The sequence below is a fragment of the Noviherbaspirillum autotrophicum genome, from assembly GCF_000818395.1.
GTDB lineage: Bacteria > Pseudomonadota > Gammaproteobacteria > Burkholderiales > Burkholderiaceae_D > Noviherbaspirillum > Noviherbaspirillum autotrophicum.
Map to the genome: position 1 here is coordinate 998,046 of NZ_JWJG01000028.1, position 22,239 is coordinate 1,020,284.

General features: G+C 59.3%; 23 protein-coding genes. 4 read left to right on the plus strand and 19 right to left on the minus strand.

What is annotated here, in order from left to right; all coding sequences use genetic code 11:
* Positions 1 to 33: 33 nt before the first annotated feature.
* The 6 genes from TSA66_RS05905 to TSA66_RS05930 form a co-directional block, all read right to left on the minus strand.
* Positions 34 to 759 carry an ABC transporter ATP-binding protein gene (locus tag TSA66_RS05905; protein ID WP_040039362.1) on the minus strand — a complete coding sequence of 242 codons (726 nt, stop codon included), beginning with the start codon at positions 757 to 759 and terminating at the stop codon, positions 34 to 36.
* Positions 759 to 1,529, minus strand: coding sequence for an ABC transporter ATP-binding protein (locus TSA66_RS05910; RefSeq protein WP_040039363.1), 771 nt, complete (start codon positions 1,527 to 1,529; stop codon positions 759 to 761). Before TSA66_RS05910 ends, TSA66_RS05905 begins: the two co-directional genes overlap by 1 nt.
* A gap of 9 nt (positions 1,530 to 1,538) precedes the next feature.
* A complete protein-coding gene (locus tag TSA66_RS05915) occupies positions 1,539 to 2,759 on the minus strand; it encodes an ABC transporter permease subunit (RefSeq protein WP_040039364.1) in 1,221 nt (406 codons plus the stop codon).
* Positions 2,760 to 2,782: 23 nt separating this feature from the next.
* Positions 2,783 to 3,712 carry a branched-chain amino acid ABC transporter permease gene (locus TSA66_RS05920; protein ID WP_040039365.1) on the minus strand — a complete coding sequence of 310 codons (930 nt, stop codon included), beginning with the start codon at positions 3,710 to 3,712 and terminating at the stop codon, positions 2,783 to 2,785.
* Positions 3,713 to 4,383: 671 nt separating this feature from the next.
* A complete protein-coding gene (gene ispH / locus TSA66_RS05925; protein WP_040039366.1) occupies positions 4,384 to 5,325 on the minus strand; it encodes a 4-hydroxy-3-methylbut-2-enyl diphosphate reductase in 942 nt (313 codons plus the stop codon).
* Positions 5,326 to 5,367: 42 nt separating this feature from the next.
* Positions 5,368 to 5,823, minus strand: a complete 456-nt coding sequence (locus tag TSA66_RS05930; RefSeq protein WP_040039367.1) for an FKBP-type peptidyl-prolyl cis-trans isomerase — start codon at positions 5,821 to 5,823, stop codon at positions 5,368 to 5,370.
* 192 nt (positions 5,824 to 6,015) lie between these two features.
* Here TSA66_RS05930 and radC point away from each other — a divergent pair, with 192 nt between their 5' ends.
* From radC to rpmG, 3 genes are all read left to right on the plus strand, one after another.
* On the plus strand, positions 6,016 to 6,690 hold the full coding sequence (gene radC, locus TSA66_RS05935) for a RadC family protein (protein ID WP_040039368.1): 675 nt from the start codon (positions 6,016 to 6,018) through the stop codon (positions 6,688 to 6,690).
* 136 nt (positions 6,691 to 6,826) lie between these two features.
* On the plus strand, positions 6,827 to 7,063 hold the full coding sequence (gene rpmB / locus TSA66_RS05940; RefSeq protein ID WP_026075705.1) for a 50S ribosomal protein L28: 237 nt from the start codon (positions 6,827 to 6,829) through the stop codon (positions 7,061 to 7,063).
* A gap of 23 nt (positions 7,064 to 7,086) precedes the next feature.
* Complete coding sequence (gene rpmG / locus TSA66_RS05945) at positions 7,087 to 7,254, plus strand: 50S ribosomal protein L33 (protein ID WP_040039369.1); 168 nt, start codon at positions 7,087 to 7,089, stop codon at positions 7,252 to 7,254.
* Between the two features lie 166 nt (positions 7,255 to 7,420).
* On the opposite strand, the gene TSA66_RS05950 is transcribed toward rpmG, so the two are convergent.
* The 7 genes from TSA66_RS05950 to TSA66_RS05980 all read right to left on the minus strand — a co-directional run bounded on the left by TSA66_RS05950 (position 7,421) and on the right by TSA66_RS05980 (position 13,392).
* Positions 7,421 to 8,614, minus strand: coding sequence for a DesA family fatty acid desaturase (locus tag TSA66_RS05950; protein WP_408639501.1), 1,194 nt, complete (start codon positions 8,612 to 8,614; stop codon positions 7,421 to 7,423).
* A gap of 92 nt (positions 8,615 to 8,706) precedes the next feature.
* Positions 8,707 to 10,041 (minus strand): mechanosensitive ion channel family protein, encoded by a 1,335-nt coding sequence (locus tag TSA66_RS05955; protein WP_040039371.1) that lies wholly within the window; start codon positions 10,039 to 10,041, stop codon positions 8,707 to 8,709.
* Positions 10,038 to 10,592, minus strand: coding sequence for a phospholipase D family nuclease (locus TSA66_RS05960; protein WP_040039372.1), 555 nt, complete (start codon positions 10,590 to 10,592; stop codon positions 10,038 to 10,040). The genes TSA66_RS05955 and TSA66_RS05960 overlap by 4 nt, the downstream gene beginning before the upstream one ends.
* Positions 10,589 to 11,845: an RsmB/NOP family class I SAM-dependent RNA methyltransferase gene (locus TSA66_RS05965; protein WP_040039373.1), complete on the minus strand. Its 1,257-nt coding sequence runs from the start codon at positions 11,843 to 11,845 to the stop codon at positions 10,589 to 10,591. The genes TSA66_RS05960 and TSA66_RS05965 overlap by 4 nt, the downstream gene beginning before the upstream one ends.
* 12 nt (positions 11,846 to 11,857) lie before the next feature.
* Positions 11,858 to 12,472 carry a phosphoribosylglycinamide formyltransferase gene (gene purN / locus TSA66_RS05970; RefSeq protein ID WP_040042246.1) on the minus strand — a complete coding sequence of 205 codons (615 nt, stop codon included), beginning with the start codon at positions 12,470 to 12,472 and terminating at the stop codon, positions 11,858 to 11,860.
* 77 nt (positions 12,473 to 12,549) lie between these two features.
* Positions 12,550 to 12,948: a barstar family protein gene (locus TSA66_RS05975; protein WP_040039374.1), complete on the minus strand. Its 399-nt coding sequence runs from the start codon at positions 12,946 to 12,948 to the stop codon at positions 12,550 to 12,552.
* Between the two features lie 66 nt (positions 12,949 to 13,014).
* The gene (locus tag TSA66_RS05980) at positions 13,015 to 13,392 is read right to left on the minus strand and encodes a ribonuclease (protein ID WP_040039375.1); all 378 of its coding nucleotides are present in this window, start codon (positions 13,390 to 13,392) and stop codon (positions 13,015 to 13,017) included.
* 346 nt (positions 13,393 to 13,738) lie between these two features.
* On the opposite strand from TSA66_RS05980, the gene TSA66_RS05985 reads away from it, so the two are divergent.
* Positions 13,739 to 14,038 carry a hypothetical protein gene (locus TSA66_RS05985; RefSeq protein ID WP_040039376.1) on the plus strand — a complete coding sequence of 100 codons (300 nt, stop codon included), beginning with the start codon at positions 13,739 to 13,741 and terminating at the stop codon, positions 14,036 to 14,038.
* 84 nt (positions 14,039 to 14,122) lie between these two features.
* Here TSA66_RS05985 and TSA66_RS05990 read toward each other — a convergent pair whose 3' ends face one another.
* The 6 genes from TSA66_RS05990 to kdsB all read right to left on the minus strand — a co-directional run bounded on the left by TSA66_RS05990 (position 14,123) and on the right by kdsB (position 22,235).
* Positions 14,123 to 15,337, minus strand: a complete 1,215-nt coding sequence (locus TSA66_RS05990) for a patatin-like phospholipase family protein (RefSeq protein WP_052452135.1) — start codon at positions 15,335 to 15,337, stop codon at positions 14,123 to 14,125.
* A 92-nt stretch (positions 15,338 to 15,429) separates the two neighbouring features.
* Positions 15,430 to 17,253, minus strand: coding sequence for a gamma-glutamyltransferase (gene ggt, locus TSA66_RS05995; protein ID WP_040039377.1), 1,824 nt, complete (start codon positions 17,251 to 17,253; stop codon positions 15,430 to 15,432).
* A gap of 153 nt (positions 17,254 to 17,406) precedes the next feature.
* Positions 17,407 to 18,165, minus strand: coding sequence for a 3-hydroxyacyl-CoA dehydrogenase (locus TSA66_RS06000; protein ID WP_040039378.1), 759 nt, complete (start codon positions 18,163 to 18,165; stop codon positions 17,407 to 17,409).
* A gap of 142 nt (positions 18,166 to 18,307) precedes the next feature.
* Positions 18,308 to 20,449, minus strand: a complete 2,142-nt coding sequence (locus TSA66_RS06005; RefSeq protein ID WP_040039379.1) for a sodium-translocating pyrophosphatase — start codon at positions 20,447 to 20,449, stop codon at positions 18,308 to 18,310.
* 232 nt (positions 20,450 to 20,681) lie between these two features.
* Complete coding sequence (adk, locus tag TSA66_RS06010) at positions 20,682 to 21,338, minus strand: adenylate kinase (protein WP_040039380.1); 657 nt, start codon at positions 21,336 to 21,338, stop codon at positions 20,682 to 20,684.
* 138 nt (positions 21,339 to 21,476) lie between these two features.
* A complete protein-coding gene (gene kdsB, locus TSA66_RS06015; RefSeq protein ID WP_040039381.1) occupies positions 21,477 to 22,235 on the minus strand; it encodes a 3-deoxy-manno-octulosonate cytidylyltransferase in 759 nt (252 codons plus the stop codon).
* Positions 22,236 to 22,239 lie beyond the last annotated feature (4 nt).

Consider the following 22,239-nt stretch of genomic DNA (forward strand, 5'->3'; position numbering starts at 1 on the left):
GGCAAGGCGGTTAGTTTGCGTGAGGATAAGGCTTCAGCCTTCGCCCAGATACGCTTCTTTCACCTTCGGATCGTCGAGCATGTCTTTCGCATTGCCGTTCATCGTGATGAGGCCGGAGTCCATCACGTAGCCGCGGTGCGCCGCCTGCAACGCGAGCTTCGCATTCTGCTCGACCAGCAAGATCGTCACGCCTTGTGCCGACACCGTGCGCACCACTTCAAAGATCTTTTCCACCATGATCGGCGACAGGCCCATCGACGGCTCGTCCAGCAGCAGCAGCTTCGGATGGCTCATCAATGCGCGTGCCATCGCCAGCATTTGCTGCTCGCCGCCCGACAGCGTGCCCGCCAGCTGCGCAGAGCGCTCCTTCAGACGCGGGAACACGCCGAACCACTTGTCGATATCGGCCTGGATGCCCGCCTTGTCGCTGCGGGTGTAAGCGCCCATCATCAGGTTTTCCAGGATGGACATGCGCGTGAATACGCCACGGCCTTCCGGCACCATCGCCAGGTTCTTCTTCACCAGTTCGAAGGAATTGGTGCCCATGATGGACGAACCGACATAGTGGATCTGCCCTTCCACCTTGCAGCCAGGCAGCGTGCCGGTAATCGCCTTCAGCGTCGTGGTCTTGCCCGCGCCGTTCGCGCCGATCAGCGTAACCAGCTCACCCTTGTTGACTTCGAGGTCGATGCCCTTGACCGCCTGGATACCGCCATAGGCGATTTTCAGGCCGCTGATCTTCAGAATATTTTCACTCATTAATGAGACCCTCCCAAGTATGCCTCGATCACCGCCGGGTTCTTCTGCACCTCGGCCGGCACGCCTTCCGCGATCGGTTTTCCGTAGTCCAGCACGGTCAGGCGATCGCACAGTCCCATCATCAGTTTCACGTCGTGCTCAATCAGCAGAATCGTCTTGCCTTCGGCCTTGATCTTCACCAGCAGCTCGCGCAACGCGAGTTTTTCGGTCGCGTTCATGCCGGCGGCCGGTTCGTCCAGCGCCAAGAGTTGCGGATCGGTGGCGAGTGCGCGGGCAATTTCCAGGCGACGCTGGTCGCCGTAGGACAGATGGCGCGAGGTGCGGTGCGCGAATTGGGCGATGCCGACGAAGTCGAGCAGCTCCATTGCGCGCTTCTTGATCGCTGCTTCTTCTTCGCGCGCTGCCTTATGGTGCAGGATGGCGCCGATGACGCCCTGGTGCGTGCGCACGTGGCGCCCGACCATGACGTTTTCCAGCGCCGACATCTCGCCGAACAGGCGGATGTTCTGGAAGGTGCGGGCGATGCCGGCCTTGGCCACTTCGTGCGGCGCGGACGGCGAATACGGCTTGCCGGCGAGTTCGAAGGAGCCGGTATCCGGCTGGTACAGGCCGGTGATGACGTTGAAGAACGTAGTCTTGCCGGCGCCGTTCGGACCGATCAGGCCATAGATCTGGCCGCGCATGATCTTGATGTTAACTTCCGACAGTGCCTGCAAGCCGCCGAAGCGCTTGTTGACACCTGAGATATTGAGAATAACTTGTTCGCTCATGGAGTTTCCTTATGCTGCAAGCGCGGCAGGTTCTTTATCGTCGTGGCGTTTGGTCGAATTCGCATCAATGCGGTCTTCATGCTTGGGCGACGGCCACAAGCCAGCCGGGCGATACAGCATGATGACGACCATGGCCAGGCCGTACAGCAGCTGGCGCAGCACTTCGGCTTCGATCAGCACGGTGCCAAATAGCTGACGCTGCAGCGGCTCCACCACGTGGCGCAGCACTTCCGGCAAGGCGGCGAGGATGGCGCCGCCCAGCACGACGCCGGGGATGTGGCCGATACCGCCCAGCACCACCATCGCCAGGACCGCGATCGACTCCATCAGCGAGAAGGATTCCGGCGACACGAAGCCCTGGAACGAGGCGAACATCGCACCGGAGATGCCGCCGAAGGAGGCGCCCATGCCGAAGGCAAGCAGCTTGATGTTGCGGGTGTTGATGCCCATTGCCTTGGCGGCGATCTCATCTTCCCGGATCGCCACCCAGGCGCGGCCCAGGCGCGAATGCTGCAGGCGGATCGTGATGAAAATGATGGCGCAGCACAGGAGCAGGAACAGGAAATAGTACGCGTTCACCGACGGCATCCCAAACGGACCGAATTTCACCATGGCGCCCGAACCCGGCTCGCCGGCGAGCGACACGCCGAAGATGCGGATCGGGTCGATCAGGTTGATACCCTGTGGGCCGTTGGTGATGTTGACTGGCGCATTCAGGTTGTTCATGAAGATGCGGATGATCTCGCCGAAGCCGAGCGTCACGATCGCCAGGTAGTCGCCGCGCAGTTTGAGCGTCGGCGCACCGAGCAACGCACCGAACAATGCGGCCAGCGCCGCGCCGAGCGGCACGATGAACCACACCGACAGGTGGATGCCGTTCTGCAGCACATCCTGCCCGAGCATCGCGACCAGCGCCTCGCCGACGGCCGGATAGGTGTTGACGAAGGATTCCAGCACCGTGGCGAACTGCGGCGACGCCAGGAGGCCGGTCATGTAGGCGCCGACCGCGTAGAACGCGATGTAGCCGAGATCGAGCAGGCCGGCAAAGCCAACCACGATGTTCAAGCCCAGCGCCAGCATGATGTACAGCAGCGCCAGGTCCATGATGCGGACCCAGGAGTTGCCGAAATTGGAGGCGATGAACGGGAACGCGACGAGCAAGACCGCGAGGATCGCCAGGCTGGTATAAGCCTTGCGCGGATTGTGTTTGGTGTCGAATAGCGTAGACATGAAGTTCTCCTATCCTTGTACGCTTAGGCGCGGTCAGCCACGCGCTCGCCCATGATGCCGGACGGACGCAGGGTGAGCACGATGATCAGCACGACGAATGCAAAGATGTCCTGGTACTGGCTGCCGAGGAAGTTGCCCGTCAGGTCACCGATATAACCGGCGCCGAGGCTCTCGATCAGGCCGAGCAGAATGCCGCCGACCATCGCGCCGTAGATATTGCCGATCCCGCCCAGCACCGCGGCGGAGAAGGCCTTCAGGCCGGGCACGAAGCCCATCGCGAATTGCGCGGAGGAGTAATTCGCTCCCCACATTACACCCGCAACGGCCGCCAGCGCGGCACCGATCGCAAACGTCATGACGATGACGCGATTGGAGTCGACACCCATCAGGCCGGCGACGCGCGGGTTTTCAGCGGTGGCGCGCATGGCGCGGCCCATCTTGGTTTTTTCCACCAGCAGCACCAGCGCGATCATCGATGCCGTCGCCAGCACCAGCAGCATCACCTGGGTCGGAGAAATCAATGCGCCGAGGAGAGTAAACGAATCGGTCGGCATCACCGGCGGGAACGGCACCGGGCTGCGGCCCCAGATCATCATCGCGAAGGTCTGCAACAGGATCGACACGCCGATAGCGGTGATCAGCGGCGCCAGGCGCGGGGCATTGCGCAGGCGGCGGTATGCCACGCGCTCGATGATGATATTGACCAACACGCACACCGGGATTGCTCCGACGATGGCGATGCAAAGCTTGACGATGCCAGGCAGGCCAGGCGCAGCCGTTTCCAGAAACTTCAGAATGGTGACACCGACCATGGCACCCACCATCAGCACGTCGCCGTGCGCAAAGTTGATCAGGTTCAGAACGCCGTACACCATGGTGTACCCGAGTGCGACGAGTGCATACATACTGCCAAGCACCAGTCCATTAATGATTTGTTGGATAAATATATCCATGGTTTACCTGCCTCTAAAAGGATCGTTCAAATCGTTTTGCAACTTCGCTGCCGTTTGGCATGTGCACTGCAGCAAAATCCGTTCCGGATAACAAAAACGGCACCCGGGTGAGATCCTCATGGGTGCCGCTTGATGTGCGCGATTGTTAACTGAAAAGACGTACCGCGACTGGGCGAGTAGCGTTGGCGTGATTGGTGCACATGGTAATGTCTCCTGACGTCGTCTTCGGTAAAAACTTTTTTAGTTGAGTGTTGCCTTTTGGGCGTTCACTGAAACCGGGCGGAATTATACCCAACCTGTTCAGTTAAGAAACATAATTGAAATATAGATTCGGTCCGTGATTCGATTTGGTGCACGATTGTGCTATTGCTGCAACATAAGCCAATGATGCGTCTGGCCTCGGTCACTGAAACAGCTGCAGCCCATTGAAAAAGTTGACTGCTTACTACGTTATATTCGAAAAAGAAAAAACCGCTCGAATATTTATCGTTTCAGTGCCGGAACCAATCTGCAGCAGGCTTCATTACGCAATGAACAGCTGTTCGCCGTTGGGTCGTTTATCCAGATTCAATTCAGCAACGCAACCTGAATCATAACGAGGAACCGGATAAACAATTGATGGAAATTGGGAGGTCGTTCTGAATTAAATTCCGGCTACCGCGCAACTACCCTTACGCGGCACGCGATCCGTTAAGCCCCTTCGGCATCGGGAAGGTGACATTTTCTTCCACGCCGGCCAATGGGCGCACGCTTTTTGCGCCAAGTTCCTTCAAGCGGTCGATCACCGCCTGCACCAGCACTTCCGGGGCGGATGCACCTGCGGTGACGCCAATCCGGCTACGCCCTTCGAGCCATGCCGGATTGATCTGCGATGCATTGTCCACCATGTAGGCAGCGGTGCCCTTTTTATCGGCGACCTCACGCAAGCGGTTGGAATTGGAACTGTTCGGACTGCCCACCACAATCACCAAGTCCACCTGCGGCGCCATGAACTTGACTGCCTCCTGGCGATTGGTCGTGGCGTAGCAGATATCGCCTTTCTTCGGTTCGACGATGCTTGGAAACCTGCTTTTCAATGCGCCGATGATGCCGGCCGTATCATCGACCGACAGCGTGGTCTGCGATACATAAGCCAGCATGTCCGGATTCGTTACCTGCAGCTTCTCGACATCATCGACCGTCTCGACCAGGTACATCCCTCCCTCGGTCTGCCCCATGGTTCCTTCGACTTCCGGGTGCCCAGCATGGCCGATCATGATGATTTCCCGTCCCTCGCGGCGCATCTTGGACACTTCGGTATGAACCTTGGTCACCAGCGGGCACGTTGCATCGAACACGCGCAAGCCGCGCGCAGCCGCTTCGGCCTCGACCGACTTGGGCACGCCATGAGCGGAAAAGATCACCGTATTGCCCGACGGGACTGCATCCAGTTCTTCGATGAAGATGGCGCCCTTGCGGCGCAAGTCGTCGACCACATAAGCGTTGTGCACGATCTCGTGGCGCACGTAGATCGGCGCACCAAATTCCGCCAGCGCCCGCTCCACAATCTCGATGGCGCGGTCCACACCGGCGCAAAAGCCGCGCGGCTGTGCAAGCAATACTTCCTTATCCATTGTCGAATCCTTCTCTCTGCACTGCAGGCAGTGCTGCTGCCGTCAGAGTACGCCGATAATCTTCACTTCGAATTTCACCGCCTGCCCGGCCAACGGATGATTGAAGTCAAATAGCGCGCTGTCGTCATCAATGGCGCGCAGCACGCCTGCAAAACGACCGCCGCTGGGCGCAGAAAATTCGATCAGGTCGCCGATCACATACTCGTCGCCGCCAGCAGAGTTTTCGTCGAGCGTGGCGCGCGACACGCGCTGGATCAGGTCGGGGTTGCGCGGGCCGAATGCCTGCTCCGGCGGCAACTCGAACGTCTGGTGCGCACCTTCGGGCAAGCCGAGCAGGCAGGCTTCCAGGAACGGCGCCAGTTGCCCGGTGCCCAGCTGCAGCGTGGCCGGATTATCGTTGAAGGTCGTGACGATGTCGTTGCCGTCTGCCGCAGCGAGGCGATAGTGCAAGGTCAGGTAGGCGGCTTCGGTGACAACGGGGACGGTAGCGTTTGACATGACATCTCTCAATTGCGGGGTAACTCGTTATTGTAAGCGAGCACACGGAGAATCCGGTTGCTTTTCAGCCTGTTGGCAGGCTGCCAGATTGTCAAATTGAATCCCGATCAACGGGCAATCCGCAAAAGTTAAATTTAATGTAATTTCTGAATATAATTGCCAGCCGACTTTTATTAATATTTTTACAATTCCATGGCAATTATCGACTGGCCGGAGGATCAGCGCCCGCGCGAACGTCTGATCAAGCATGGTCCGCATGTCCTTTCGGACGCCGAACTGCTCGCTGTCTTCTTGCGCGTGGGCGTCAGCGGCAAAAGCGCGGTTGACCTGGGGCGCGACATGATCGGGCATTTTGGATCACTCAATCGCCTCTTTACCGCCAAGCTGCCTGAATTTTCAGTGATTAATGGCCTTGGCCCCGCAAAATATGCACAGCTGCAGGCAGTCTTGGAACTGGCGCGGCGCTCACTCTCGGAAGAACTGCAAACCGGACAGGCACTGAGTTCACCGCACGCGGTCAAACAGTATCTGCAACTGCTACTAGCCAACAAGCTATATGAATCCTTCGCGGTGCTGTTCCTGGATGTGAAGAACCGGCTGCTCGCCTGCGAAGAACTATTCCGCGGCACGCTCACGCACACCAGCGTCTATCCGCGCGAAGTCGTCAAGGCGGCGCTGTCGCATAACGCGGCAAGCCTCATCCTGGCGCACAACCACCCTTCCGGCACGCCGGAGCCAAGCGCCGCCGACCGTACATTGACGCAGGCACTGAAACAGGCCTTGGGATTGGTGGACATCCGTGTTCTCGACCATTTTGTCGTCGCCGGCCGGCAAGTTTATTCCTTCGCCGAGCATGGCGATATGTGAAATCGACAGGCTGCCAATTGTTAATTTTCACTAATAACATAAGACACAATTGTTTTTCGCAAGTCATTGAAAATCCACATAATTTTATATATACTCTCGTTTTTCCAAAGTTTTGGATCTTTATAAGGAGTTAACCATGGCACGTGTTTGCCAAGTGACCGGGAAGGGGCCGATGGTCGGCAACAACGTTTCCCATGCTAACAACAAGACCAAACGTCGCTTTTTGCCTAACCTGCAAAACCGTCGCATCTTCGTTGAATCCGAAAACCGCTGGGTTTCCCTGCGCGTGTCCAACGCCGGCCTGCGCGTGATCGACAAGATCGGTATCGACGCAGTGCTCGCCGATATGCGCGCCCGTGGCGAAAAAATCTAAGCGGCACTTATTAGGAAATTATCATGGCAAAATCTAACCGCGACAAAATCAAGCTGGAATCGACCGCAGGTACCGGTCACTTCTACACCACCACGAAAAACAAGCGCACCACGCCGGAAAAAATGTCGATCATGAAGTTCGACCCGAAGGCACGCAAGCACGTGGAATACAAGGAAACCAAGATCAAGTAATTGATCCGGCAGTTTCAATAAAAAGCCCCGCAGTCGCGGGGCTTTTTTATTGCAGTGTCATCCTTGGAACACGACTGACGCAGCCAACAAAAAACGCGGTCCGGAAAAATCCGCAACCGCGTTTTCCATTTACGCCGCCGACATCGATATGCCGACAGGCGACTCGTCAGGCATAGCTGCGCAAACGCAGCGAAAACTCTTGCAAGGCCTTGACTCCCGATGCCTCGGCGCGCACGCACCAATCCTGCAATTGCTGCAGCAATTGTTCGCGGCTCGAATGTGAACGCTCCCAAATCGCGCCCAGTTCCACCCGCATTTCATGCATGGTCTTGAGCGCCTTGCTGTGCGCGAAAAGTTCGCTCAATTGCTGACGCTGGGGTGCTTCCAGCTTGGCGGGTTCGCGCTGCAGCAGCTTCTTGGACGTCTTCAGGAACTTCGATTCGAGCTTCGCTTTCCCGGCGAGGCTCTCGAATTCGTCACGCCATGCGCGCCTTACCGACTTGGCATACTTGGCCATCACGTCGTAGCGGTTGGCGATCACCGATTGCAGCGTTTCGACATCCGCGACCGTTTTCTTGCGGTCGAATTTCGGTGCCGGCGCAACCTTCTTGACCTTGGCCAGGCCCAGCGACTCCATCACGCGAATATAGAACCAACCGATATCGAACTCATACCACTTGGAGGACAGCTTGGCGGATGTGCCGAAGGTATGGTGATTGTTGTGCAATTCCTCGCCGCCGATGATGATGCCGATCGGGAAAATATTGGTCGAGGCATCGGTACAGTCGTAATTGCGGTATCCCCAAAAGTGGCCGATGCCGTTGATGATGCCAGCCGCGCTGATCGGGATCCATAGCATTTGCACCGCCCACACGGTCAGGCCAAGCGCGCCAAACAGCAAAACATCGATGATCAGCATCAGGCCAACGCCTTGCCAGCTATATTTGCTGTACAGGTGATGTTCCAGCCAGTCGTCCGGTGTGCCGTGCCCGTATTTTTCGATCGTTTCCCGATTTTTCGATTCGGCGCGATACAGTTCGGCGCCTTCCAGCAATACCTTCTTGATCCCGCGCGTCACGGGGCTGTGCGGGTCATCCTCGGTTTCACATTTGGCATGGTGCTTGCGGTGAATCGCCGCCCACTCCTTGGTCACCATGCCAGTAGTGAGCCACAGCCAGAAACGGAAGAAATGGCTCGGAATCGCGTGCAGGTCGAGCGCGCGATGCGCCTGGCAACGATGCAGGAAAATCGTGACGCTGGCGATCGTGATGTGGGTTACCACGAGGGTGTAAACCAGAATCTGCCAGCCGGTTGCGCCGGACAATCCATTCGCCAGGAAATCAAGAACAGCGTCAAACATAGTCTTTATGGTCATTAAAACTCCGGAAAATTACGCCCACGCAACCTGGCCAAGCGGTTGCGCGGCGATGCTCGGTGCTGATTGTACGCTTTTTAGGCGGCGCTCGCGGCCTGCATGGGACGGGCGTCGGCGACGCTTTCGGGGACCTCGAGAATGCGCACTTCGCGCTGAGGATAAGGCACTTCGATCTGGTTTTGCTGGAACATTTTCCAGATCAACCGATTCACGTCAGACAGCAAGGCCAGGCGCCCGTTCTCGGGGTCGGCAATCCAGAATGCCAGCTCGAGTTCGAGGCCGTCCGCGGCGAACGCCACCAGAAAAGCTTGCGGCGCCGGGTCCTGCAATACACGCGGCATGCCGGATGCCGCCAGCTCCAATAGACGCAGCACCAGGTCCATGTCGGTGCGATACCCTACTGTCACGCGCGTTGCCAGCCGCATGCGGCGGTCGGTCAGAGAGTAGTTCTGGACTACGCCGGACAATAACATTTCGTTCGGCACCACCGTTTCGATGCCGTCCATGCCGCGAAGTATCGTGTAGCGCGTATTAATTTGCGTAACCTGACCGGAGTGCTCGCCGATCTTGACGATATCCCCGATCGCGAGGCTGCGTTCCAGCAGGATCACGAAGCCTGACACGTAGCTGCTGACGATCTTTTGCAGGCCCAGGCCCAGGCCGACGCCGAGTGCGCCACCGAATACCGACAGCACTGTCAGATCGATGCCGACCAAGGACAGGCTGAGCAGCACCGCAAGCAGAATAAATACCGCGCGGCCCATGCGCGCCAGCACGACGCGTAGCGACGAATGCATGGAATTCATGCGCATCAGCCGCTCTTCCAGGGATGCACCGGCCCACAATGCAATGATGAGCGTGACCAAAACCGATGCCGCAGCCTGCACAATGGTCATCAGCGGCACCTTGTTGCGCCCGACGGGCAGCACCGTTTGCTCCAGGTAGGAAACCAGCTCCGGCCACAGCCCCGTGATATAGAGCGCGACCGCACACCAAACCAGCGTGGCGAACACCTTTTCAAACGCCAGCAGCGAGGTGCCCGCCTTGCCGCCGCGGGCAAAGATGCGGCGCAAAACATAGAACGCCAGGCGAATCAGCGCAAACGAGCCGACCAGCGGAATCGCGACCCTGAGCAGGTTGACGTGATAATGCCACTGCGCGAGGATCGTTTTGGCGATGGCGATGAACCCCAGCGCAAGCAGCGGTGACAGCACGCGTGTAAAACTCTTCATCCCCAACCGCATGACGCGCATCTGGACTTCGCGCGATTCGACGCGACTGCGCACCAGACGTGCCAGCGCCCACCCGGTGACCAAGCATGCCGCCAAGGCAGCGATTTGCCACAACAGGCCGGGGTCACGCAGGTCGGACCAGAAATCGGATAAGAGGCTGGAGAGTGGGTTCTGATTCATTTCTGGTATGGAGTCGCGTCCTGTCGATGCCGCTCCCAGTTCGCGGCATAGCGCGCAGCGAGCGCGGGATTCTTCCTAACGATCAAGATATTTTCCGCATTCTTGTGCTGTGCGGTCCAGGTGAAATTGAAGCTGCCGGTGACGACGGTCGCGTCCGGCGTATCCACATCGACGACGATGACCTTGTTATGTGCATTCTGATACTTGGTTTCGAGCCATACGGGTATGCCGCAGGCATCCAGATCAGAGGCCGCGGACGACGCGGTCTTCCCGAGCTGCTGTGCATCGAGCATCACGCGGACATCGACGCCACGCCGGCAAGCCGCGACCAGCGTCATGGTAATGGTTTTGCTGGTCAACAGATAGGCCTGTACCAGTACTTGCCGGCGCGCGTCGCGGATGGTTTCGGCAACCAGTTCTTCGACATTATCCCAAGGAGCAAATGCGGCCTGCAGCGTGCCGTGCGCGGCAAGCGGCGCATCTTCGGCAAGCGCACCAAACGCTGCCGACAGCACCAACGCACCAAACACGGCACGCGCACGTACGATCATTTCCTGCGCTCGAAAACCGCAGCAAAAAAGCCGTCGGTGCGGTGCACCTGCGGTGACAGCTTCAGATAGTCTTGCATCTCAAGTGCGATCTTTTGCTCCTGCAGGACATCCTTCATCGGCACCAGGGCAAAGTCCGGATGCGACGCGAGGAACTGCGAGGCGATCGCTTCATTTTCCTCATCCAGCAGGCTGCATGTGGCGTAGACCAGTCGCCCGCCCGGCTTCACCAATCGTGCGGCGCTAGCGAGAATCGATGTTTGCTTGCCGTTCAGTTCGCAGACGGACTCGGGCGTCTGACGCCATTTCATGTCCGGGTTGCGGCGCAAGGTACCCAAGCCGCTGCAAGGGGCATCGACCAGCACGCGGTCGATCTTGCCTGCCAGGCGCTTGATCTTGGCATCGTTTTCATGGGCGATCACGACCGGATGCACATTGGACAGACCGCTGCGCGCCAGGCGCGGTTTGAGCTTGGACAGGCGCTTTTCCGACACGTCGAAGGCGTACAGGCGGCCGGTGTTACGCATCGCCGCGCCGAGCGCAAGCGTCTTGCCTCCCGCGCCGGCGCAGAAATCCGCCACCATCTCGCCGCGTCTGGCCGCGACGATTTGCGCCAGCAACTGGCTGCCCTCGTCCTGCACTTCGACCGCGCCATCCTTGAACAAGGGAAGGTTTTGCAGCGCCGGCTTCTTCTTGAGGCGAATGCCGAGCGGCGCGTACGGCGCCGGTTCGCATTCGATGGCCGCTTTCGCCAGTTCGGCCAGCACGTCCTCGCGCTTGGCCTTCAAGGCATTGACGCGCAAATCGAGCGGCGCCGGCTGGTTCAGCGCGCCGGCCAGCTGTAGGGTCGCAGCTTCACCGTCGCGCGCCACGAGCTTTTCGAACAGCCATGGCGGGAGGTTGGCGCGCAATGCGACCGGCAATACCGCGCGGTCGATCTGCGCGATGCGGCGCAGCCATTCGCCCTCTTCCGGCGAAATGCCGCCGAGCGCATCGGTGCCGACCACGTCGGCAAGGCCAAGCAAGGCCAGGCGGCGCATCGCCGGACCATGGCCGGATTCGGAAAAGCTGGCGTAGGCAAGCTTGTTGCGCAAGACGGCGTATACGCCTTCGGCAACGGCATGGCGCTCGCGCGAACCAAGTTTCGGATGTTCGCGGAAATAGCGCGACAAAATGGCGTCGGCCGGGCCGGTGAAGCGCAACACTTCGCGCAGGACTTCTTCGGCATGGCTGACGACTGCGGGATGCAATCTCATTGAATTCTTTCTTTAAGCGGACACTTCTTCTTGCACACGCACCAGACCATTGTCGATGGCAAGCCGTCCTTCGACAAACCACCGCACGGCGCGCGGGTAAATGAGGTGTTCCTGTACCAGCACGCGTTCTGCCAGCGTGTCTTCGGTGTCGTCGGGGTGGACTGCCACAGCTGCCTGAGCCACGATGGGGCCATGGTCGAGTTCGGCGGTGACGAAGTGCACGGTCGCGCCATGCACCTTGACGCCGGTGGCCAGCGCCTGGCTGTGCGTGGCCAGGCCGGGGAAACTGGGCAGCAGCGATGGATGGATATTAAGCATGCGGCCGGCGTAATGTTCCACGAAGGCCGGCGTCAGTATGCGCATGAAACCCGCCAGCACCACGAGATCCGGTGCAAAACGGTCGATCTGCTCCTGCAACGCCGCGTCGAACGCTTCACGCGACAGCCCCTTGCTGACAACGACTGCAGTCGGAATGCCATTTTCCGCGGCAAATGCCAGGCCCTCGGCATCGGCGCGATTGCTGATGACGGCGGCAATACGGCACGGCCATTGCTCGGATCGCGCCGCACGCACGATTGCCTGCATGTTGCTGCCACGTCCGGAAATCAGGATGACGATATTTTTCATGGCGCGCATTTTACCGCACTGTGGAAATAAAAAAGCCGACCGCGGGGTCGGCTTCCGGCTCTGCGGAGATCGTTCGTCTATTGGAAGGAATAGAAAACCCGGAACGCCACCTTCTTTTCAGCCCAAAACTCGGCCGCGTCACGGAACACGTCGAGCAGGATTTCACGCGCTTCCTTGTCGAACTTCGGCGTATTGGGCAGTTGCTCGATCACCACCAGAAATCCGGGCTGCGGACCCGCCTTGTATGGGAGATCGGTCAGGCAATCGCTCAGCGCATCAAAGTTCTTGCCAAAATGCTTAGGAAAATGAAAAGCATTGGCAATGCATGCCAACACTTGCTGCTTGGTCGTCGCATCGGCGCAATACGCATACAGAAAGTGCTGGCCGAGGCGGGCGGCTTCTTCCTGCAGATCGGTGACCCGGAACGCACGGATGGACTGCACCACGTTCGGTGGCACGGTTTTAAACAAGCTCATGTCTTCCTCGGCTCGTACGATGTGCATAGAAGAAGGTTCAGTGTGGAATGACTCGAATCGCATTGCTTACTCTCTGATGCGCCTGAAAGTCGCATAGTGGTCGTCGGTGTAGTAATACTCTCCCGATGATGCCGGCTCCCCTCCAGTGATGATGCGCCGGGCGCCGCGATTGCGCGCGCCGGGAGTCTTCACCGTAAATTCGTGATAATACCCGCGCTTCCGTTTCGGCAAAACCCCTTCATAGTTGCCAAAAACGACACCGTCTTTGGCATATGGGAAAGGCCCGTTCTGCTTGATCAGCACCAACGTTTGCTGTGCCTCTTTGGGCAGATCCCGGGCCGCGATGCTTTCCAGCGGCAAGGCCTCTCGTGCAAAAACCGTTACCGAGAGCAATACCGCTGCAAGAAAAAATATCCAGTTTTTCAGGAATTTAGCTTTTATCATCGTGGCCTGCTCGACCTAATTGCAAAACCAACAAGAATATTGATTTTAATACCGTAGGGTAACTTGTTGTCGTAAGCGAATCAACTCAATTTGTGGTAAGAAATTCTCTAAATTGCTAACGTATTAACTTTCTTGCCAGCTTTCGAATTTCCCTCTGCTCGCTTTTTTGCAATGCATTATTTTGCGCGTGATTTCGCCTCCAGGAGATGAATCATTTTGCATGATTACCTTTGAATGGCACGCGATTACAAATTGTTTCAAAACTTACTTGCCTCTGAATAATTGCCGGTAGCCGCTGTCCGCTGGTTTGACGTTTAATGTACAAGAGGACATTAAGGAGAACGTCATGCAGCAACTCTTCAGAATTTCAGTTTCCAGGCTCATTACCGCCATCGCGCTCGTTGCGCCATTGTCGCTTGCGCACGCCCACGGCGATGTCAACTGGTCAGTCAGTCTCGGCACAGCTCCGGCACCGATGTATGCTCCGCCACCGGTCGTCTATGTTCAGCCGCAACCGGTGTATGTGCGTCCGCAACCGGTGTATGTTCAGCCGGCAGCCTTGGTCGAATACCGGCAGCCTTATTACGTAGAGGAAGTGCGCTATCGGAAGCACGGCCACTGGAAGCACCACCATCATCACGACTAATCTGGCAAAAAATGCCGCTCCCTATGCCGGGAGCGGCACGCTTTCCTCACTCCTCCTGCCGCTTGCCTTTCTCACCGACACCGATCAGGCAGTGCGAATCACGCCTTCCAGTGGCAACGCGACGTTTTCCGTCATACCAAAGAATTTCAGTACATCGGCACGGCGCTCCAGTGCGTCGGTTTGGCCGAGCCGGATCAACTCACTGGTGTAGCTTGCCTCGAACAGCAGGTAGGACGCCAGAGCGCCGCCGTGCGCGTCAGTCGCGCCGATTGCGCCAAGCAAGGCGCGGATCGGGCGCGGCAGGCTGTGGACATGACGCACGGCGATCTCGTCCAGACGCTCCGACGGCGCAATGATGAGCATGTCGATCGGCCGCAACGGCGTTCTCATCCTTTGCTCCTCGGTCAGGACGGACAGCGTCAGGTTGATGCGGCTCATCCGTTCGATATCGACCGCAAGACTGTCCAGGAAGATGCTGGACATCGCATGGCCGGCAATCTGCGCCAGGGTCGGATATTCTGCCCCCGGCGAAATGTCGCGCGGCTCCTCGACCAGCCGACCGGCGCCGACGACCAGCACCTTTTCGGCGCCGAGGTGGATCGCCGGTGAAATCGGCGCCAGCTGGCGCATCGAGCCGTCGCCAAAGTATTCGCGCCGCCCATTACAAAAGATCGGTGTGGCCGGAAAAATTAACGGAATGGCGGACGATGCCAGCAGGTGCTCGACACCAATCTGGCCGCGCAATGCGATGCGCTGCGACCGCACCCATGGCGCGATATCCGCTTCTGTCTGGAAGAAGGTGATGTGCTGGCCGGCGGTGTAGGACGATGCAGATACTGCCAGCGCGTGCAACGCGCCGTCGAGCAGCGCCGCATCCAGCCGGGGAAAATTGAGCATCCGGTTCAGGAGCGTCACCAGCGGTGTATTGTCCAGCAGCGCCTTCGGTGACGTCGCCCGCCACTTGCGCAATACCCAGCCGAACGACAGCAGCGACAGCCATTTCGCGCCGGACCGGATTACGCCCAGCGAATCGGCACGGTAGACCTGGTCGACGCTGAAGTTTTCCCAGACATGCAGGACTCGATGCAGTCCTTCCTCGAAGTTATCGGCATGACATGCCAGCGCCGTAGCATTGATGGCGCCAGCAGAGGTGCCGCAGATGATGTCGTAAGGATTGCGCTCGGGCCGCCAGCCCGCTTCCCCCAGTATCGTGGATATGCCCTGCAGGACGCCAACCTGATAAGCGGCACGCGCACCGCCGCCGGTCAGCACCAATCCGGTTTTTTTCTTGTCTCCCATATTGGGAGATTAGCAGGGCGGGTCATATTTGGGGAGAGCAGCCGCATGGGCATCATGCAAAAACAACGCGGCCTATCCGGCCGCTGCATGCTTCAGTCTCCCATCACGCTGCCTTCGCGGCGCGGATCGGCGCCGCCGAACCACATGTCATCGCCGTGAATACGCACGCGCATGATGCCTTGCAGGCCCGACGTCTGTTCCATGAGGCGCACATTGTGCCCCTTCGCCTTCAACTGATCGACCAGCATGGAGGACACGCGGCCCTGCTCCAGTTCGGTCGGGCCGTTGCGGCTGCCGAAGTTGGGCAGGCTGATTGCCTGCTGCACGTTCAGCCCCCAATCCATCGTGGCGACCAGCACCTTGGCGACGTAGTTGATAATCGCTGAACCGCCGGGAGAACCGGTCGACAGCACCAATGCTCCTGTTCCCTTCTCGAAAACCAGGGTCGGGGCCATCGAGCTGCGCGGACGCTTGTTGGGCTCGACACGATTGGCAATCGGACCATGGGCATCCTGCGCATCGAACGAAAAATCGGTCAATTGATTATTCAGCAAGAACCCGTCCACCATCTGCCGCGAGCCGAATGCGTCCTCGATGGTCGTCGTCATCGAAATCGCGTTTCCCTTGGCGTCGACGATCGAAATGTGCGAGGTGCACGGCAATTCCGGTGAGGTGTCCATCCCCTGCGCGACATCGATTGCCAGCGGCATGCCGGGCTGCGCCTGGCCCATCGACCGGTCCGTGATCAGGGCTGCCCGTTCGGCGAGATATTTCTTGTCGACCAGCGGCTTGAAGCTATTGCCCGGCAAGGGTACGAAGTCGGTATCGGCAACATAGCGCGCGCGGTCGGCATAGGCGAGGCGCCCGGCTTCGGAAAACAGGTGCACCGCCTGTGCGTTCAGTCGCCCGTCTTTCGGCGCCAGCGGGCGCATGTCCTTCGTCTCAAGCATGCCCAGCATCTGCGCAATTGCGATCCCGCCGGAAGACGGCGGCGGCATGCCGCATACCGTCCATGCCTTGTAATCGGTGCAGATCGGCTCACGCACCTGGGCCCGATACGAGGCGATATCGGCTGCCCGCAGCAAGCCGGGACTGGTCGGGTGGTTGCGCACCTTGGCTTCGATGTCGCGCGCGATCGGCCCCTTGTAGAATGCGTCGGCACCACCCAGCGCAATATCGCGCAACACCTTGGCCAGCACGGGGTTTTTCAGCATGTGGCCGGTTGGCCAAGGATTGCCGTCCTTGTCGTAAAAATAGGCCGCCGCCACCGGATCCTTTTTCAAGTGCGGCTCGCTTTTCAACAGGGTTGCAAGACGCGGGCTGATCGGAGAGCCTTCCTCCGCCAGCCTGATTGCGGGCGCAAACAGCGAGGCCCATGGCAGCTTGCCATACTCCCTGTGCGCCAGTTCCAGCATGCGCAGCACGCCCGGAGTGCCGACCGAGCGGCCGCCGACGACACCTTCGTAAAACGGCATCGCCTTGCCTTCCGGCGTCTGGAAAAGTTGTTCAGTGGCGGCAGAGGGGGCAGTTTCGCGCCCATCGAAGGCCTTGACGGCCTTGCCGTCTTGCGCGCCCCGGCCTTGCGCCGCCCGGTCGTAATACAGCAGGAATGCGCCGCCACCAATGCCGGACGACTGCGGCTCGACCAGCGTCAAGACCATCTGCACTGCAATTGCCGCGTCGATGGCGGAACCACCCACACGCAAGACCTGATACCCCGCATCGGTGGCCAGTGGATTGGCGGTGGCCACCATGAATTTGCGGGCCACCGAGCCGGCTTTTTCGGTATAGCCGGAGGCACCTTCCGGGGATTGCATGCCGGGCTCCGGCGCTGCCTGCCGAGGCGCCGGGCCGGTAGCGCAACCAGCGGCCAGGATCAGTACGAGCGCAAGGGAACCAATTCTTGTCTTGTTCATGCGTGCCTTTGCGAGCATGGGAAGGAGTAGTCTATCCCGGGCAAAAAACGCTGTCATTGCGGGCCGCCGCAAATGCCCGCTTCTATGGCCTGCGCTTGAGGTGCCTCATTAAGCGCGGAGAAACCGGGGCGGCAGGCGCCCCGGATATCGGCCTTACTTCGGCTGCATGCGAATTGCGCCGTCCAGGCGAATCGTTTCGCCGTTGAGCATCACGTTCTCGATGATGGTCTTGGCCAGGTGTGCATATTCTGCCGCCTTGCCGAGACGGGGGGGGAACGGCACCATGCGTCCGAGTGCATCCTGCACTTCCTGCGGCATGCCCAGAAGCATGGGCGTTTCAAAAATGCCCGGGGCGATCGTCATGACGCGAATGCCGTTACGCGACAGGTCACGCGCCATGGGCAGCGTCATGCCGACCACCGCCGCCTTCGACGCGCCGTAGGCAGCCTGGCCAATCTGGCCGTCATAGGCTGCAACCGACGCGGTGTTGATGATCACGCCACGTTCGCCGTCCTGGCTGGCGTCGGTCTTGGACATGGCATCCGCCGCCAGGCGCGCCATATTGAAGGTGCCGATGAGGTTGACATTGACGGTGCGCTGGAACACGTCCAGCGGGTGCGGGCCGTCCTTGCCCACTGTTTTTACGGCCGGTGCGATGCCGGCACAGTTGACCAGGCCGCGCAATGAGCCCATCGACGTTGCCGCATCCACTACGGCCTTGGCGTCCGCTTCCGATGTGACGTCGCATTTGACGAAGCGGCCCTTCAGCTCGGTTGCGAGCTTTTCACCGGCTTCCACCTGTACGTCGGCGATCACTACCTTGCCGCCGTTGTCGACGATCATGCGCGCCGTCGCTGCGCCCAAGCCTGATGCGCCGCCGGTGATGATGAATACATTGCTTCCAATCTGCATTTGGTCCTCTCTGTGGAATGGGTGTAACGATGAATGCTGTGAAGAATTACGTTTACGTAAACGTAAATTTCCGGCCATTTTAGCGAATTTGCAGCAAAAGACAAAAGGCAGCCGAAGCTGCCTTTTGCCGGACCGAGCATACTTATTGTTTCGCCGCGGCCTGATCGACGGTTCCCGGCGCGCTTATAGACGCCGCTGGAGCAGTCACTGCAGCTGGCGCTCCGGCATGCGGGATGGACATCTGGGCGCCGACCGACGGCAGCAGCGGCACCAGCAACAATGCCACGATATTGATGATCTTGATTAATGGATTGACGGCGGGACCAGCCGTATCCTTGTACGGATCGCCAACGGTATCACCGGTCACCGCCGCCTTGTGGGCTTCGGACCCTTTGCCGCCGTAATTGCCGTCTTCAATATATTTCTTGGCGTTATCCCATGCGCCACCGCCGGTCGTCATCGAGATCGCGACGAACAGGCCAGTGACGATCGTGCCCATCAGCAGGCCGCCGAGCGCGGCCGGGCCGAGGAGCAGCCCCACCAGGATCGGCACGGCCACCGGCAAGAGCGACGGCACGATCATTTCCTTGATTGCGGAAGCGGTCAGCATGTCGACGGCGCGGTCATACTGCGGCTTGCCGCTGCCATCCATGATGCCCTTGATCTCGCGGAACTGGCGGCGCACTTCGATGACCACCGCGCCGGCCGCGCGCCCCACCGCTTCCATCGCCATGGCACCGAACAGGTACGGAATCAGGCCGCCGATGAACAGTCCGACGATCACCATCGGATTGGACAAGTCGAACGACGTGCTCTTGCCGACTGAATCGAGCGCATGCGTATAGTCGGCAAACAGCACCAGAGCGGCCAGGCCGGCGGAGCCGATCGCGTAGCCCTTGGTTACGGCCTTGGTGGTATTGCCGACGGCATCGAGCGGATCGGTGATCGCACGCACCGAATCGGGCAGCTCCGCCATTTCGGCAATGCCGCCGGCGTTGTCCGTGATCGGGCCGTAGGCATCGAGTGCAACAATGATGCCGGCCATTGACAGCATCGAGGTCGCGGCAATCGCCACGCCATACAGCCCGGCCAGCCAGTAGGTGGTCAGGATGGCGGCGCATACCGCGAGCACCGGATAGGCGGTGGCCTTCATGGACACGCCCAGGCCGGCGATGATGTTGGTGCCATGGCCGGTGGTGGACGCTTCGGCGATATGGCGCACCGGCTTGAAGTCCGTGCCGGTGTAGTATTCGGTGATGTAGACCATGAGGCCGGTCAGTACAATGCCCACCACGGCGGCTCCCATCATCGGTACGCGCATCGCCTCGGGCATCACGGTCCAGGTCACGACCGCGAAGCCGATCAGCGACAGGCCAGCTGCCCACCACAGGCCGGTGTACAGCGCGAACATTATTTTCTTGCCGGGCTTGGCCTTGACCATCGAGCAGCCGACGATCGATGCCAGAATCGACACACCCCCCAGCAGCAGCGGATACAGGATGGCCTGGGCTTCCGCTCCGGTGACCACCAGCGCGCCAAGCAGCATGGTCGCAATCAGCGTCACCACGTAGGTTTCGAACAGGTCGGCCGCCATGCCCGCGCAGTCGCCGACGTTGTCGCCGACGTTATCGGCGATCACCGCCGGGTTGCGCGGATCGTCTTCAGGAATGCCGGCTTCGACCTTGCCCACAAGGTCGGCACCGACGTCAGCACCCTTGGTGAAGATACCGCCGCCCAGACGCGCAAAGATCGAGATCAGCGATGCGCCGAAGCCCAAGCCGATGAGCGGCTTGATCACGTCGTGCGCGGAGACTCCGGCAGCGGCTGCCGAGGAACTGAGCCCCCAGTAGAACAGCGTCACGCCCAGCAGGCCCAGGCCGACCACCAGCATGCCGGTGATCGCGCCGCCCTTGAAGGCGACATTCAGGGCTTCATTCATGCCCTTGGTTGCGGCCTGCGCGGTGCGCACATTGGCGCGTACCGATACATTCATGCCGATGAAGCCGCAAGCACCCGACAGCAGCGCGCCCAGCAGAAATCCGAGCGCAGTCTTCAAGCCGAGGCCAGGAATAAGGGCAATCGCAATGAACAACACGACGCCGACAATGCCGATGGTGCGGTACTGCCGTGCAAGATAGGCGGCCGCGCCTTGCTGGATGGCTGCGGCGATTTCCTGCATGCGTGCATTGCCCGCGTCCTGGTTCAAGATCCAGCTGCGCGATATGAGTCCGTAGATGACGGCGATGACGCCGCATGCCACGGCAAACCACAAGCCTGTTGCCATATTCTCACCTCCATTGTTGTTCACGTCTAAGTTAGAACACGGTCCGGAGGATAGCGACGGCATTTTCCTTTAATTGCGGCCAACGGATCTCTGCTGTCGTCGTCCTGCGGGCACTGCGTACTGCAAAAACTTTTCCGTTCTTCTTTATTGGAGTCGGATTGGGCCACTCGCTGTCTGAGCTGGATCAATTCCGGCCATGGCACAAAAAAAGCGGACACAAGGTCCGCTTTTTTTAACCCGCCAATGCCGCGAAGGCTTTATCCCGGATTTCCTCGACCGGCCCCACGCCTGCAATCTTGCGATATTTCGGCGCGCCGGGCTGGCCCGACTCCGCCCACTTATTGTAGTAGCCAACCAGCACTTCAGTCTGTTCGTGATACACCTTCAGGCGTTTTTTCACGGTTTCTTCCTGGTCGTCGTCGCGCTGGATCAGTTCCTCGCCGGTGACGTCGTCACGGCCCGCAACCTTCGGCGGGTTGAATTTCACGTGATAGGTGCGGCCCGACGGTTGGTGCACGCGGCGGCCACTCATGCGCTCGATAATCGCCTCGTCCGGCACGTCGATTTCCAGCACGTAGTCGATAGCCACGCCGGCTTCCTTCATCGCATCGGCTTGCGGAATGGTGCGCGGAAAACCGTCGAACAGGTAGCCGTTCGCGCAATCCGGTTGCTTCAGGCGGTCCTTCACCAAGCCGATGATGATGTCGTCGGAGACCAGGCCACCCGCATCCATCACCTTTTTCGCTTCGATGCCCAGCGGCGTGCCGGCCTTGACCGCGGCACGCAGCATGTCGCCGGTGGAAATTTGCGGGATGTTGAATTTTTCCTTGATGAAATTCGCCTGCGTGCCCTTACCGGCACCTGGCGCTCCTAGAAGGATGAGGCGCATGAGATTTTCCTAAACGAGTTTTAAATTCGGTCGTGGTGACGGGGATATTTCACCCCAAGACATGCTTTTTATCACACAAACATTGCATGAAACTTACCACAGAATTCTGCCAAACCGGCACTTCGGTATTGTTTTCTTCTAATTTTCTTGACCAAAGTGCAGCCTTACCCGCGCCAAGTCTTCCGGCGTATCGACTCCCGCAGCCGGCGCATTTTCAGTTACGTGCACCGCGATCGGATAACCATGCCAGAGAACCCGCAATTGCTCCAGGGCTTCGATCTGCTCCAGCGGCGATTGCGCGAGCCTCGGATAAGCTTGCAGGAATGCATTGCTGTACGCGTAAAGCCCGATATGCCTTAACGGCTGATAGCCGGCTGGAAGCGTTTCTCTTGTCTTTACGAAAGCATCGCGGTGCCAGGGAATGGTGGCGCGCGAAAAATATAGCGCCCTGCCCGCCTTGTCCAGCACCACCTTGACCACGTTCGGGTTAAAAACGTCGGCCACGTCGGCAATCGGATGCGCGGCGGTTGCTATCGGCACCCGCGCGTCGATCAGCGCCGCAGCGGCGGAAATCAGCGCCGGATCGATCAGCGGCTCGTCCCCCTGCACATTTACGATCACCGCGTCATCCGGCAGTTTCATGGCAGCGGCAACCTCGGCAATACGGTCGGTGCCGGACGGATGGTCGGAGCGAGTCATATGCACCGTTATCCCGTGCTGCTCACAGGCCACGAGAATATCAGCATGGTCGGTCGCCACGACAACCCGGGCCGCGCCCGACTGTGCAGCCCGCTGCGCGACGCGCACGATCATGGGTTTGCCCCCCAAATCGGCCAACGGCTTGTTGGGCAGACGCGTCGACGCCAGGCGGGCGGGAATGATGACGGTGAATGACATGGGA

What these genes read in the sequence shown, in the direction of transcription:
- TSA66_RS05905 (WP_040039362.1), bottom strand. Translation starts at nt 759, where the DNA reads ATGAGTGAAAATATTCTGAAGATCAGCGGCCTGAAAATCGCCTATGGC.
- TSA66_RS05910 (WP_040039363.1), bottom strand. Translation starts at nt 1,529, where the DNA reads ATGAGCGAACAAGTTATTCTCAATATCTCAGGTGTCAACAAGCGCTTC.
- TSA66_RS05915 (WP_040039364.1), bottom strand. Translation starts at nt 2,759, where the DNA reads ATGTCTACGCTATTCGACACCAAACACAATCCGCGCAAGGCTTATACC.
- TSA66_RS05920 (WP_040039365.1), bottom strand. Translation starts at nt 3,712, where the DNA reads ATGGATATATTTATCCAACAAATCATTAATGGACTGGTGCTTGGCAGT.
- ispH (WP_040039366.1), bottom strand. Translation starts at nt 5,325, where the DNA reads ATGGATAAGGAAGTATTGCTTGCACAGCCGCGCGGCTTTTGCGCCGGT.
- TSA66_RS05930 (WP_040039367.1), bottom strand. Translation starts at nt 5,823, where the DNA reads ATGTCAAACGCTACCGTCCCCGTTGTCACCGAAGCCGCCTACCTGACC.
- radC (WP_040039368.1), top strand. Translation starts at nt 6,016, where the DNA reads ATGGCAATTATCGACTGGCCGGAGGATCAGCGCCCGCGCGAACGTCTG.
- rpmB (WP_026075705.1), top strand. Translation starts at nt 6,827, where the DNA reads ATGGCACGTGTTTGCCAAGTGACCGGGAAGGGGCCGATGGTCGGCAAC.
- rpmG (WP_040039369.1), top strand. Translation starts at nt 7,087, where the DNA reads ATGGCAAAATCTAACCGCGACAAAATCAAGCTGGAATCGACCGCAGGT.
- TSA66_RS05950 (WP_408639501.1), bottom strand. Translation starts at nt 8,614, where the DNA reads ATGTTTGACGCTGTTCTTGATTTCCTGGCGAATGGATTGTCCGGCGCA.
- TSA66_RS05955 (WP_040039371.1), bottom strand. Translation starts at nt 10,041, where the DNA reads ATGAATCAGAACCCACTCTCCAGCCTCTTATCCGATTTCTGGTCCGAC.
- TSA66_RS05960 (WP_040039372.1), bottom strand. Translation starts at nt 10,592, where the DNA reads ATGATCGTACGTGCGCGTGCCGTGTTTGGTGCGTTGGTGCTGTCGGCA.
- TSA66_RS05965 (WP_040039373.1), bottom strand. Translation starts at nt 11,845, where the DNA reads ATGAGATTGCATCCCGCAGTCGTCAGCCATGCCGAAGAAGTCCTGCGC.
- purN (WP_040042246.1), bottom strand. Translation starts at nt 12,472, where the DNA reads ATGAAAAATATCGTCATCCTGATTTCCGGACGTGGCAGCAACATGCAG.
- TSA66_RS05975 (WP_040039374.1), bottom strand. Translation starts at nt 12,948, where the DNA reads ATGAGCTTGTTTAAAACCGTGCCACCGAACGTGGTGCAGTCCATCCGT.
- TSA66_RS05980 (WP_040039375.1), bottom strand. Translation starts at nt 13,392, where the DNA reads ATGATAAAAGCTAAATTCCTGAAAAACTGGATATTTTTTCTTGCAGCG.
- TSA66_RS05985 (WP_040039376.1), top strand. Translation starts at nt 13,739, where the DNA reads ATGCAGCAACTCTTCAGAATTTCAGTTTCCAGGCTCATTACCGCCATC.
- TSA66_RS05990 (WP_052452135.1), bottom strand. Translation starts at nt 15,337, where the DNA reads ATGGGAGACAAGAAAAAAACCGGATTGGTGCTGACCGGCGGCGGTGCG.
- ggt (WP_040039377.1), bottom strand. Translation starts at nt 17,253, where the DNA reads ATGAACAAGACAAGAATTGGTTCCCTTGCGCTCGTACTGATCCTGGCC.
- TSA66_RS06000 (WP_040039378.1), bottom strand. Translation starts at nt 18,165, where the DNA reads ATGCAGATTGGAAGCAATGTATTCATCATCACCGGCGGCGCATCAGGC.
- TSA66_RS06005 (WP_040039379.1), bottom strand. Translation starts at nt 20,449, where the DNA reads ATGGCAACAGGCTTGTGGTTTGCCGTGGCATGCGGCGTCATCGCCGTC.
- adk (WP_040039380.1), bottom strand. Translation starts at nt 21,338, where the DNA reads ATGCGCCTCATCCTTCTAGGAGCGCCAGGTGCCGGTAAGGGCACGCAG.
- kdsB (WP_040039381.1), bottom strand. Translation starts at nt 22,235, where the DNA reads ATGTCATTCACCGTCATCATTCCCGCCCGCCTGGCGTCGACGCGTCTG.